Consider the following 12,170-nt stretch of genomic DNA (forward strand, 5'->3'; position numbering starts at 1 on the left):
CCGCGTGTAACGTAAAGACTCTAAGCCAGCTGTCAGTTTAAATAAAGTCTTCCCTTACGTGTTTATGTGCTGTTTTCAGGCATTCGTCTATAAATTGCGCAGCACCTTAGCGTTGGCTTACAAACTATTTAGTTCACCACAACTTTTTAAAGAAATATAAGTGAAATGGATGCAATTTCAATAAAAAGCCCCGGCGCTCAGGCCGGGGCTTTTAAAAATCAGACATCTTATTTATCTGAAAACACTCAGGAAACGTCAGCTTCCGTATTGACCAGTGCCGGAAGTTCAGGTGCGAATCCACGTAAACCGACCACGTGTACATGTTCATTATTGCCGAACACTTTACGTACCAGTTTATAGGTCGTGCCTTTTTCAGGGCTGATGTTTTCCGGTGCCGCAATAATCAGCTGCATTTCCAGACGGTCGCAAAGCTCGAACAGCGTGGCGATAGATTTAGCATCCAGACGTGCGGCTTCATCAAGGAACAGCAGACGACAAGGCGAAATATCCTTCCCGCGCATACGGCTCGATTCGTCTTCCCAGCTCTGAACCACCATCACCAGAATCGACATACCGGTACCGATCGCTTCACCCGTTGACAGCGCCCCGCTTTCTGCGCGTAACCAGCCGTCAGAACCACGGTTCACTTCCACTTCCATTTCGAGATAGTTGCGGTAATCCAGCAGTTCTTCACCAATAGTTTGCGGTGTGCGCTGACCCATATCAATTTGCGGGTTCAGACGCTGATAGAGTTTCGCCAGCGCTTCCGAGAAGGTCAGACGGTTACTGCTGAAGAGATCCTGATGCTGTTCCTGCTGTTCAGACAGCACATCCAGCAGTCCCGCGTGCGCTTCGCGTACATTCACGTTCAAACGTACACTTTTCACCTGACCAAAGGCCACAGCCTGCAGGCCCTGGTTCAGCTGGCGGATACGGTTCTGTTCGCGCTGAATGGTTTTACGGATGATATTCGCCACACTTTTCGAACTGATAGCCAGTTGCTGCTCACGGGCTGTCAGTTCTTCGGTCAGACGGCCCAGTTCGATTTCCATCTGTTCAATCGCTTCAACCGGATCATCGGTACGAATAATATCCTGACGGATACGTTCGCGCAGATGCTGGTATACAGCAATGTAGAACTGGATTTTACGTTCAGGGCGTTTTGGATCTTCGGACAGACGCAGTACATCGCGCAGATGTTCGTTATCAGAGACCGCCAGACGCAGCGCGCCAAGGGATTTATCCGACATGGAACGCAGTTCGTCGCCATCCATATACGCCAGCTCACGACGGTGCAAACGACGTTCAACGCCATTGTCTTTCACCAGACGCATCACCGCACACCAGCCCGCTTTCGAGGTCACTACCTGTTCGCGGCTCTGATGATAATCACGCTCAAGTTTGCGCAATTTCTTCTGCAGGTTATCCATTTCTGCTTCGCAGAAGGTGATTTGTTTTTCGAGCTGATTACAGCGTGCCCGGTTGGTGCTGAGCGCGGTGTGCAGTTCGTCACGGCGGGTTTTAGCACGTGCTTCAGCATTTGCATCAGCCTGAACACCGATATCCTGCAATTCCTGGCTAAGTTCTTTGAGCATATCGCGTTTGGCATCGAACGAACTTTTCAGCGAGGCCAGAACCTGACTGTACTGCGTCAGTTGTGTCTGATGCTGACGCATTTGTTCACGGGCACGCGTACGTTCCGCTTCCGCATGTTCCAGACGCTGACGCAGTTTGTCATTCAGATCACTGTTTTCATTCAGCATGCCGGCGGAGTCGGTATAGCTGAAGTGAGCACGGCGCTGAACCACTTCCGTCAGAGCGAATGCCTGTTGCTTCGCCAGACGCTGTGCATGCTGCGCCTGTGCGTAATCTTCTTTCAGTTGCTCATGCTGTTCCGGGTCGCTTTGCAGCACCGATACCAGCGGTTCCAGCTTGCTCAGTGACACACCGTGTTGCTGAATGAAACGGGCGGAATCCTGTGCCTCTTCCATTTCTTCGCGGATTTCTTCAACGCGATCAATCAGCGTTTCATCACACAGCAAGCCGACACGTGGCTGCAATTTATTGAGCATGCCGATAGCGTCTTTCGCCTGCTCGTATTGCTGACGCTGTTGCTGATTCTGGCCTTCATGCGCATTGATAGCGCGTTCCAGTTCGCCACGACGCCCGCTCAGAGTGCGGATTTCAGCTTCCGGGTCGGCGTCAAACGCCACGGCTAAATGACTGCCGATGAAACGACTAAATGCCTGATGTGCACGCTGAATTTTCTGCACGTCAAACGACAATGTCGCGTAACGCTCTGACAGGTTTTCGCGTTCTTTATGCAAGGTTTCCAGACGGTTCTCACGCGCCGCACGGCCAAACAATGGCACCTGTGGGAAGTGAGAATAACGCCACTGGCGATCACCCGTTTTGACCAGTACCGCGCCCTGCATTTCTTCTACTTCAAAGACATTGTCATCAAATGACTGTGGATCCCCTTCGATAAGATAGAGGTCTTCCGGGCAATCATCCAACCCATCCAGCTGATCGCGGATCAGGGATAAATCAGGCACCACAATCGCGTGGCGGGACGGACCATACAATGCAGAGAAGTAAGGCGCATCGTCGATGGTGACGTCATCATAAATTTCCGACAACAACACGCCACCGAAGCGTTCTGCAAGCGCGATCATGCGGGAATCTTCCGCACCACTTGGCTGGCTGAGGCGGGTTATCTGCCCTTCAATACGACGCTTGCGGGCAGCCACTTCGTCACGCTCAACCGTCGTTTCGCGTTCCGTTTCCAGCAACTGCTGCATGTATTCGGTCACCTGCTGGCTGCTTTCCAGCGGTTCCTTACTTTGCTCGCTTAACTGGCTAAGTGCTTCCTGCGCGGCCAGCCAGACGGGTGCACGGGCGGTCAGTTCGCGAATGCGAGACTGAACACGTTCAAGTTCCTGACGCATTTCCATGCGACGCTCACCTGCCTGCGACACAACACCCTGTAATTCTTCGATCTGTACTTCCAGCTCACGCTGCATTTCGTCCAGATCTTCGGGATGCACATCCTGACCCGTACGCTTGCAGAATTCCTGCAACTGACGTTCGGCATCCTGCTGTTCACGCAGGCGGCCTTCAAGTTCGGACAAGCGCATGCGCAGCGGTTCGACACGTTCGGCCTGATGCTGTTGTGAAGACCAGTCGCGCAGTAATTCACGCGCCGTTTGCCAGGCGTCACTGCGGCTCACTTCACCGGCGATTTTTACCACCAGCTGATAAGCCGTTTCAAACTGATTATGGGCGGCAGAAGCGACGCTCATCTTCTGTTCCAGCATCAGCAGGATTTCAGTCGCTTCCTGCTCTTTACTCTGGAAAGTTTCCAGCCATGCTTCACTGTTCTGAATGCTCAGATCGGGGATCTGGCACAAATCGCGCGCACGCTCAATGGCCTGCAACGCCTGCTGATACTGAATCGCACGGGTCTGCTGAACATCCAGCGCCTGCTGGTAATCGGCCAGCTGGCTTTTCAGCTCATCCACTTCCAGTTCAGCGGCTTCAGCGCGCGCTTCATGTTCAGCGTGCAGCTCGCTGGCTTCAGCCACCACTTCGTTCTGTTCTTCGAGACGATACGTCAGCTCTTCGAGATCACTTTCATAACGCTCGATTTTTTCCTGTTGACGCATTGCCGTCTGAACCAGACTCAGATGATCGCTGGCAGCCTGATAATCGGTTTCTAAATCGCTTTGCGCACCACTTTGCTCAGCCAGTTCACGTGCCATTTCGACATGACGGTATTGCTCGCCGGACAACTGTTTGCGGCTGGTGAACAAATCATTACGCAGTACCAGCGCACCATCGAGATGAATACGGCGTTCATTGGCGTGACGCATATAGTCTGCAGCCACGTAAGACGTCGCTTCAGAAATCAGATGTTTAAACAGGTCGCGGTCAGACTGAGTAACGCGGATAGCTTCCAGCGTCATGCGGTTTTCACGCAGCGCCGCTTCCATATCCTGGAAGGCTTTCCGCACGCCACTGTTTTCCGGCAACAAATAGTCGCGCAGGGAACGGGTGATGGCACTGGAAATACCGCCATAAAGCGAGGCTTCAATCAGACGATAGAACTTGCTACGGTCGGATGCCGATCGCAAACGACGTGGAATAACACCCAGATCAAACATCAGGGCATGGTAATCGGTAATCGAGTTGAACTGCTTGAACTGCACGCCTTCCATCGCTTCCACGCGATCTTTCAGTTCCTGCAAAGACAGCACACGAGCCTGACGCTCGCCGACCGTTTCAGTCAACATTTCCGTCGGATTGACCGCAACCGGCAAGCCCTGAATCGTGAAAGGTTTAATGTCGACTTTACGGTCACGACCAGCGACCTGCTGCAGACGAACCCCCACGACAATACGCTGGTGACGGGAGTTCACCACATCCAGAACCGAGTAACAGACACCCGCGCGCAATTTACCGTGCAGGCCTTTATCACGCGAACCGGAAGTTGCGCCCGCTTCGGTGGTGTTACGGAAATGCAGCAACGTCAGATCGGGGATCAGCGCCGTAACGAAAGCCGCCATCGTGGTGGATTTACCGGCCCCGTTACCGCCGGAAAGCGTGGTGACCAGTGAGTCGAGGTCAAAAGTACGGGCAAAGAACCCGTTCCAGTTAACCAGCGTCAGTGAGCGAAATTTACCGCGTTCAATCATTCCTGTTCATCCTCTGCGCTCTCATGCCCTTGCTGCACTGCCAGCGATTCGCCGTCCTCACTTTCGTCATTCAGTGACAGCGCGCTGTCGACGGGCATTGCTTCACCGTCGCGGATCATCCGCAGTTGTGCTTCGCGCGCGTCATCGCCGCTGCGGACATCCGCACCAAACCGGAATACCGCTTCAGTGATACGGAATTTGCTGCTATCAATCCCCATGAAATACACCATGCCCAGCCGGCGTAGTCGGTTCAGGGACGTGCGGACTTTGTCCTGCAATTTCTGGCGATCCAAATCTGAGCCGGTTGAACGTTGGTTGACGTATTTAAGTAATTTGCTTTCATCCGCCAGGCTCAGTAATTCGTCATACAGTTCCTGCTGGGTAAAAATCCCCTCATGCGCCAGACGTTCCGGGCTGAGATACAGATAGCAAAGGATTTTACCCACCATCATGTCCAGTTCAGATAAGACTGAACGCGGGATAAGCGTAGTGGAGCGCGGACGCAGATAGAAGAAACCTTCAGGTGCCCGGATTAACTCCACGTTGTAGCGGCTGTAAAAGAGTTCCATTTCTTCCTGATAGTCCATCAGGAAAGCGTGGTTATCCAGCTCATCAATACCGATATGACGGCCAGAACGCAGCTGGCTGTCGAGAGCAGGAAACACTGAGTTCGCCAGTGCCTGCGCCAGCTTAGCTGGCATTATGTGTTCAATATTTGTCGATGACATGGGCCTGCACCTTGGCTCCGTAATCATTGATTGCCTGCCATTCGGCATGCAATCCTGAAAAATCTGCTTCAGCCACACCAAGGCGCACAGCCTGGTCGACCACAATTCGCGCGACATCAAAATGTCGGGCACGCGGATACTGTTTAAGATATTCGCGCATTACCATGCCCAGATTGAGCGGCGTTTTTTGTTGCTGATAAACCTGTAATGCCTGTTCAATCAATGCCGCAAGTTGTTCGCGGATTTCGTTAAATTCTTCAAACTCAAGATCTGGCGGAAGTTCGCCGGTCACTTCCTCGCTGCGCAAGGCCAGTTCTTCATCGCGCATATCCAGCAGACGGTCAGCATTGGCGAAGGTCAGCGTCCATGGCTGATCAAAATAGTTCTGAACCGACTGGCGCAGACGCTGGGCGAACACCCGGTTTTTATCCATGTCGATGGCGGTACGGATAAATTTATGCACATGCCGGTCATAGCCAATCCACAGGTCAATAGCCTGCTGGCCCCAACTGGTAATGCGGTCGAGTTTGTTCTGCAGGTCGAAAACCAGTTTGTCGACAAAGCTCAAATCGAGTTCGACCATCGTGGCATCCTGAATACGCATAAGATGCGCCTGCAACAGGTTACCGGCCGCCTCGAGCGTATCCTGCAATTCACGCAGCGTGCCGGAAGTTTCTGACAGGAGGATTTCACAACTGGAAATTGCCGCACGCCAGTCTTTATTGAGCAACGCGGCAATGTCGTCTTTCACGCCCTGCTGCTGCTCGTCCATGATCCGCTGGGTCATGTCGATGCTGTCAAAAATTTCAGCTACAGAGTATTTAAGTGGCGCGTAAACATTGCGATGCCAGTGAAAATCATCACCGCCCTCTTCGGCTGCATCGGCTGCACGCTTGAGTTCCTGCGCAACGATCGACAACTGCATAGACAACCGCAACGTTGAGAACTCACGCTGGCGGATGTAATAATCTGAAATGCCGATCGCCAAAGGCGTCAGGCGATAAATGGCATTACCGTCGGCCAGTTCACTGACAAAACGGTTGAGCAAACGCTGACGCACCATGTCATTGATGGCGTTATTGGCACGTACGGTGATGGTTTCATTTGTCTGCTCAAATCCCTTGCTGACATGACGAAACGCGTCCACCAGTTCACCCTCACTCATTTCTCCATCAAGGCGCTCGCTGTTTAATGTGGCGATTGCCAGAAGAAAAGCCAGCCGCTCCGTTGGCAGCGAAATTGAGAAATCATTTTTGCGTGCCCAGGCGACCAGTTCGGGTACAGTCTGGGAAAATTCACTCATAATTCGTCCTTCAGAATGGGTTTGTGCGCCATCACGTGGATGTAACGTCCCAAACTAACAAAAGGTTCCTGACGACAATAACGCTGTTCCAGCGCCAGAAGCTCATCAAAATCCTGTTTATGTTGTTGTCTGTTTCGCAAATAATCGTGGAACACTCTAACACCGGTCTTGCCGCTGATCTGCATCCCAAGTTCTTCCAGCCACTGGTAAACCTGTGCGGGTTCCAGCGGGTGATCGGGTAGCAGGGAGCTTTTTTTGATTTTTGGCACACCCGCTTCAACATGAGCAAAATTGCCAAGGATCATGTGCCGCATGACCAGACCGTGGATATTGTAAAACATCAGTGATATTGCGCCACCGGGCTTCAGACAATCGACCAGTGCGGCCAGAGCCTGTTGAGGTTCGGCCAGCCATTCGATGACCGCATGGAACAATATCAGATCAACCGGCTGTTCCAAATGTTCGGCGATATGCTGAGCCGGACATTGTACAAATTGCATGTTGTCGCTCACACCTTTTTCCAGCGCAGCCGCCTCGGCGCGGCGGATCATCTCACCGGAGAGATCACACAACAAGACCTTATGTCCTAAAGCTGCCAGTTCACAGGCCATTTGTCCTTCACCGCCGCCCGCATCAAGGATGCGCAGTGGCCGCTGAGGCAAAGTCTGTAGTAAATCATGCAGATCCTGACCCAGCACAGCCTGACGGATACGTCCCTTTGTTGTGCCGTAGATATTGCGCGAAAACTTCTCGGCCATATCGTCGAAATTACGATCCTGCATGAAATGAACCCTGTTTCTAAAAACAATTTGTTAATGATGGCTGTGCGGTGATACCGGGTGAAGTGCTATTTTGGCACAGGCTGGCATAGAATAAATCATCCTGACGCGGATTCACGCCCGGATGTCGTTTTTTCACCCAAAAGGATCGGTTTCTGATGTTATTTATCCTAAAAAAGACGCTGGGGGGCCTGCTATTACCTCTGCCATTTATTCTGCTCTTCATGGCGATTGCACTGGTGTTGCTGTGGATGACCCGCTGGCAAAAAACCGGAAAAGTGTTTTTTTCACTGAGTTGGCTGCTTCTGTTGCTGCTCAGCTTGCAACCTGTTGCGGATAACCTGCTGCGTCCTATTGAATCGGTTTACCCCACTTACCAGGCCAGTGGCAATGTGCCGGTAAAATATGTTGTCGTACTGGGCGGCGGTTATACCTATAACCCGGCGTGGGCACCGAGTTCTAATCTCATCAATAACAGCCTTCCTCGCGTGGCCGAAGGGATCCGCATTTACCGGGCAAATCCCGGTTCAAAAATGATCTTCACCGGTGCGCGGGCCATGACCAACCCGATGAGCAGTGCTGCGGTCGCCGGGAAAGTTGCGGAGAGTTTAGGGGTGCCGGAGAGCGATATTATTCTGCTCGACAGGCCACGGGATACACATCAGGAAGCCTTGCAGGTTAAAGAAATGCTGGGAGAGCAGCCGTTTGTGCTGGTGACGTCGGCAAACCATCTGCCGCGGGCAATCATTTTCTTCCGGCAACTGGGACTGAACCCTATTCCGGCACCAGCGAATCAGCTTGCGATAGATTCCCCGCTCAATCCGTGGGAAAAAGCGTTGCCACAGGCACTGTTCTTGTCTCACAGCGAGCGGGCATGGTATGAAACGCTGGGGCGCGCATGGCAATGGATGACGCTGCCGGCACCCGCAGCGAAGTAACTCAGTTAAGCCACGGCAACAATTGCTGCCGTGCATAATCGAATTGCCGGCGATCAAGCTTACCGGTATGAATCAGATGCGCGACTGATTCCCACACCAGATACAACCAGCGCCGTGCGAGGAATGTTTCTGAAACAGGTGCTTTTTGCAGATAACTGAACAGCAATTGCTCGCTCATGCCTTTTTCCCACAACCTGAAAAGATCAAACTCCCTCGGCGCCCATAACACGGTGCCGGGATTAATCATTGCCAGCAGTTGATCGCTGCGAGGATCTTTGAGCATGCTGCGCAACGAGAGATTGCCGTGTACCAGTACCGGTGTATCGTCGAACTCTTCAAATAGCTTAGGAATGCAGGCACGGGAACGGAAAAGCAGCGTGCGGTCGTCAGGTGTGAGTTCGGATGCCTGTAAATTCGATAACGTTGCCCACAACACCTCCACCCGCTGCGGGTACCAGTTTTCCCAGCGATTTTCCTGCGTGCTGTCAACAGAACCGACACAACCGTGGCTGTCAATCCGGTGCCACGCCAGCATCGCCTCGACAATTTGCTCCTGCAAGATTTGCCAGCGTTCAGGGGTGCGTGTTGGCGCTTCCGCCGATACGCCGCGCAGACGTTCAATCAGCAATATTTCCTGATACGGTTTCTGATGCGTGGTGACCATGCCATAAACCGTAGGCACCCTCACCACGCCCTCCCGCGCCAGCATTGATAATTTATAAGCCTCCTGCCCGGCGATTCCCTGACAAGTAAAACTCTTCGCCATCAATGGCATCGCATAACCCTGCTCATCATAAAGGGAAAAAAGATGGGCATAAGGCTGCTCACTGACACATTCGAGGCGGGATAAACGCTCGCCCAGCACAATACTCAATTCGGCTTTTAGCTGTTCCATAACGTGTTCGCAGTGACGAATAAATTAACGTTTATGATGAAAGTTTCAGGAAAGGATTACCCCGTTTCAGATCAAACAAAAACCGGATAGTCGGGGCAGAAACAGGAAGGCAGTGCGCAAAACGAAAAGAGAACAGTGATGACAAAACGGAATGCCGGAACATTCCGCTTTTATGACTTTTTATACTCTGTGTGGTCAGGAATTTTTATGCCCCAAAATTACGCGCACACGTTCCAGATCCTCAGCGGTATCGACACCCACAGAAGGAATGGCCTTCGCTACATCAACGTGGATTTTTTCACCGTACCACAGCACCCGGAGTTGTTCGAGTAATTCGATGTGCTCAAGTTTAGTCGGTTCCCACTTCACATACTGGCGAATGAAACCAGCACGGTATGCATAAATACCGATGTGACGAAGGAAGACATCACCAACCGTTTCTTTCGACACGGCAAAACGTTCACGTTCCCAAGGAATTGTAGCGCGGGAAAAATACATGGCGTAACCTTTGGCATCCCGAACCACTTTGACCGCATTCGGGTTAAACGCTTCTTCCGCTGTTTCAATTGGCACTGCCAGTGTTGCCATTCCTGCTTCACTGTTTGCCAGATTATCAGCCACCTGACGGATGATAACAGGCGGGATCAGCGGCTCGTCGCCCTGAACATTAACGATAATTTCATCATCGGAAAACTGACATAAATCGATGACTTCTGCCAGACGCTCAGTGCCTGACTGATGATCAGGTCGGGTAAGACAAACTTCACCACCCGCAGCTTCAACCGCCGCCACAACGTCAGGATGGTCTGTCGCAACAATTACACGTTTAGCACCCGACTCCCGTGCACGTTCCATCACATGCACAACCATAGGTTTACCGTTGATATCGGCCAACGGCTTCCCCGGCAAACGGCTTGACCCGAAGCGGGCCGGGATAATAGCAACAAAACTCATGGGTGTGTCTCATCAACAGAAAGCGGGCGGGCCTCGTTTTCTAATAAAACAGGGATACCCTCACGCACGGGATAAGCCAGGCTGTCTGCCTTACACACTAATTCCTGCGACTCTTTATTAAAGTAAAGCTTCCCGTTACATACAGGGCACGCAACGATTTCAAGCAAACGGTGGTCCATAAATTCCTCCCGGAGGCGAATACACCGCATTTTCAGCAAGGTGTAACGTAAAAAAGCATTGGAAACACAACATAGCGGTTCAGGAGAATAACATAACGCCGCACCCCGCGTTAATCCTCACTCATCCTCCGATACGACTTCAAAGAAGTTACATTTCTGTAAATAAAAAATATCTCCTGAGGAGCATTGCGCTGCCGATTTCGTGGGAGTACAATTTTTTTGTGATGCACGTCACACTAAACACCTTCAATATGAGCACTAAAAATGAAAACCATTAACAAAATCATCGCAATGTTCGCTAACTTCAGCCACTAAGCTGGATGCCACCTGCAATCATCGTGAAATAACGGCTGCCTGATGCAGCCGTTTCATTTTGTGACATTAAATCTGCCAGTCTCTTTCCCAAAACACCGTTAACGTTTCAGGTACTTTCAAGGTTTTGACTTTTTCAGCTCCCTGCCACTGTGCAAACCGGCTGATTGCTCCGTGTATATCTTTTGCACGTCGTGAAGACATCGTCACATCGGGCTCGAGATGGAGGCTTTTCACTTCCAGTAGTTTTTCTTTGCGATGCATTTTTGCATCCACCCGACCAATCAGTTCACCCCGCTGCAGTATGGGTAGCGTGAAATAGCCGTACTGGCGTTTTGCTTCCGGCGTATAGCATTCGATCCGGTATTCAAAATTAAACAACATTGAGGCGCGTTTACGATCCCATACCACGGGATCAAAAGGTGAAAGCAGCGTGGTGACCGTTGAACCGATCCGTGATTCAGTGGCTTGTTGCAGAAGGGGAAACTGTTTCCGGTGGACATAGTAAATATCTTCAAGCCCGGCCACTTCGACCGGTGTAATTTCCTCATCCATCAGTAATTGTGCAATCACAGCCTTGGTATTCACCCGCCTGAGGCGATAATAGTCCGCCAGCCATTCCGGTCTAAAGATGCCAAGATATTGCGCCGAGCGCCGCAGCATCTGATATTCCGCTGCAGACTGTTCAAGAGTCTGGCTCGCATCGTCCCAGCCAGGCATCACCCGTTCAGCAAGGTCGTAAACCCGGTGGAAATTACGCCGTTCAGACACCATCAGTTTCCCGGAAGTAAACAATGTTTCCAGGTGCTTTTTATGAGGCTTCCAGTCCCACCAGCCGCTGGCAGACTTTTTATCTGTACTGAAATCGGCCGAACGCACAGGGCCATTTTCAGCAATGTGTCCCAGCAGTGCCTCAATATCCGTCTGATGTTCATCAAACCAGGTCTGAGAAAATTTCCACCCCATCCCCTGAGGATTGAGCATCCGGTGGCGCAGGAGTCCGTAATCTTCACTGGGAATAAAACAGGCCTCATGTGCCCAATACTCGAATATTTTTCCTGCCGGGAGGGCTTGTTCCAGCCATTGAGGGTCGTAATTACCTAAGCGGCTGAACAACACCAGATAAGGACTGCGCGCAACCACGCTTATCGTGTCAATTTGCAGCAATCCCATATCACGGATCGCCTGAACGACATCCGCAGCAACAGGCTTTCGGGTCACTGGTTTAAGAAGATTTTGCGCAGATAGATGCAGGGTGCGGGCTGAAGCAAGAGATATAACCGGGTGAGACATATCGGTATCCGTGGCAGCAATTTAACTGTGGATACCGATAGCATATTTTTACCGGAGCGTAAAATTCAACTCAACGGTGAACAACAAAACCGGAC

The 12,170-nt window shown here is 51.5% G+C and carries 9 protein-coding genes; 1 reads left to right on the plus strand and 8 read right to left on the minus strand.

Annotated elements, in window-relative coordinates; all coding sequences use genetic code 11:
• Positions 1-245 precede the first annotated feature (245 nt).
• From mukB to cmoM, 4 genes are read right to left on the minus strand one after another with little or no spacing between them, the layout of a single operon-like run.
• The gene (gene mukB / locus LC431_RS13650; protein ID WP_013574849.1) at positions 246-4,694 is read right to left on the minus strand and encodes a chromosome partition protein MukB; all 4,449 of its coding nucleotides are present in this window, start codon (positions 4,692-4,694) and stop codon (positions 246-248) included.
• Complete coding sequence (gene mukE / locus LC431_RS13655) at positions 4,691-5,422, minus strand: chromosome partition protein MukE (RefSeq protein WP_223509987.1); 732 nt, start codon at positions 5,420-5,422, stop codon at positions 4,691-4,693. The genes mukB and mukE overlap by 4 nt, the downstream gene beginning before the upstream one ends.
• On the minus strand, positions 5,403-6,725 hold the full coding sequence (gene mukF, locus LC431_RS13660; protein WP_013574847.1) for a chromosome partition protein MukF: 1,323 nt from the start codon (positions 6,723-6,725) through the stop codon (positions 5,403-5,405). Before mukF ends, mukE begins: the two co-directional genes overlap by 20 nt.
• Positions 6,722-7,507 carry a tRNA uridine 5-oxyacetic acid(34) methyltransferase CmoM gene (cmoM, locus tag LC431_RS13665; protein ID WP_121019481.1) on the minus strand — a complete coding sequence of 262 codons (786 nt, stop codon included), beginning with the start codon at positions 7,505-7,507 and terminating at the stop codon, positions 6,722-6,724. Before cmoM ends, mukF begins: the two co-directional genes overlap by 4 nt.
• 155 nt (positions 7,508-7,662) lie before the next feature.
• Here cmoM and elyC point away from each other — a divergent pair, with 155 nt between their 5' ends.
• Positions 7,663-8,442 carry an envelope biogenesis factor ElyC gene (elyC, locus tag LC431_RS13670; protein ID WP_013574845.1) on the plus strand — a complete coding sequence of 260 codons (780 nt, stop codon included), beginning with the start codon at positions 7,663-7,665 and terminating at the stop codon, positions 8,440-8,442.
• A gap of 1 nt (position 8,443) precedes the next feature.
• Here elyC and LC431_RS13675 read toward each other — a convergent pair whose 3' ends face one another.
• The 4 genes from LC431_RS13675 to LC431_RS13690 all read right to left on the minus strand — a co-directional run bounded on the left by LC431_RS13675 (position 8,444) and on the right by LC431_RS13690 (position 12,075).
• The gene (locus tag LC431_RS13675) at positions 8,444-9,337 is read right to left on the minus strand and encodes a YcbJ family phosphotransferase (RefSeq protein WP_121019482.1); all 894 of its coding nucleotides are present in this window, start codon (positions 9,335-9,337) and stop codon (positions 8,444-8,446) included.
• A gap of 195 nt (positions 9,338-9,532) precedes the next feature.
• Positions 9,533-10,291 carry a 3-deoxy-manno-octulosonate cytidylyltransferase gene (gene kdsB, locus LC431_RS13680; protein WP_013574843.1) on the minus strand — a complete coding sequence of 253 codons (759 nt, stop codon included), beginning with the start codon at positions 10,289-10,291 and terminating at the stop codon, positions 9,533-9,535.
• On the minus strand, positions 10,288-10,470 hold the full coding sequence (locus tag LC431_RS13685) for a Trm112 family protein (RefSeq protein WP_013574842.1): 183 nt from the start codon (positions 10,468-10,470) through the stop codon (positions 10,288-10,290). Before LC431_RS13685 ends, kdsB begins: the two co-directional genes overlap by 4 nt.
• 381 nt (positions 10,471-10,851) lie before the next feature.
• A complete protein-coding gene (locus LC431_RS13690; protein WP_112197631.1) occupies positions 10,852-12,075 on the minus strand; it encodes a winged helix-turn-helix domain-containing protein in 1,224 nt (407 codons plus the stop codon).
• Positions 12,076-12,170: the final 95 nt, after the last annotated feature.

It is taken from the genome of Rahnella sp. GSA61A (genome assembly GCF_019969905.1).
In the GTDB taxonomy this organism is placed as follows: Bacteria; Pseudomonadota; Gammaproteobacteria; order Enterobacterales; family Enterobacteriaceae; genus Rahnella; species Rahnella aceris.

What these genes read in the sequence shown, in the direction of transcription:
- mukB (WP_013574849.1), bottom strand. Translation starts at nt 4,694, where the DNA reads ATGATTGAACGCGGTAAATTTCGCTCACTGACGCTGGTTAACTGGAAC.
- mukE (WP_223509987.1), bottom strand. Translation starts at nt 5,422, where the DNA reads ATGTCATCGACAAATATTGAACACATAATGCCAGCTAAGCTGGCGCAG.
- mukF (WP_013574847.1), bottom strand. Translation starts at nt 6,725, where the DNA reads ATGAGTGAATTTTCCCAGACTGTACCCGAACTGGTCGCCTGGGCACGC.
- cmoM (WP_121019481.1), bottom strand. Translation starts at nt 7,507, where the DNA reads ATGCAGGATCGTAATTTCGACGATATGGCCGAGAAGTTTTCGCGCAAT.
- elyC (WP_013574845.1), top strand. Translation starts at nt 7,663, where the DNA reads ATGTTATTTATCCTAAAAAAGACGCTGGGGGGCCTGCTATTACCTCTG.
- LC431_RS13675 (WP_121019482.1), bottom strand. Translation starts at nt 9,337, where the DNA reads ATGGAACAGCTAAAAGCCGAATTGAGTATTGTGCTGGGCGAGCGTTTA.
- kdsB (WP_013574843.1), bottom strand. Translation starts at nt 10,291, where the DNA reads ATGAGTTTTGTTGCTATTATCCCGGCCCGCTTCGGGTCAAGCCGTTTG.
- LC431_RS13685 (WP_013574842.1), bottom strand. Translation starts at nt 10,470, where the DNA reads ATGGACCACCGTTTGCTTGAAATCGTTGCGTGCCCTGTATGTAACGGG.
- LC431_RS13690 (WP_112197631.1), bottom strand. Translation starts at nt 12,075, where the DNA reads ATGTCTCACCCGGTTATATCTCTTGCTTCAGCCCGCACCCTGCATCTA.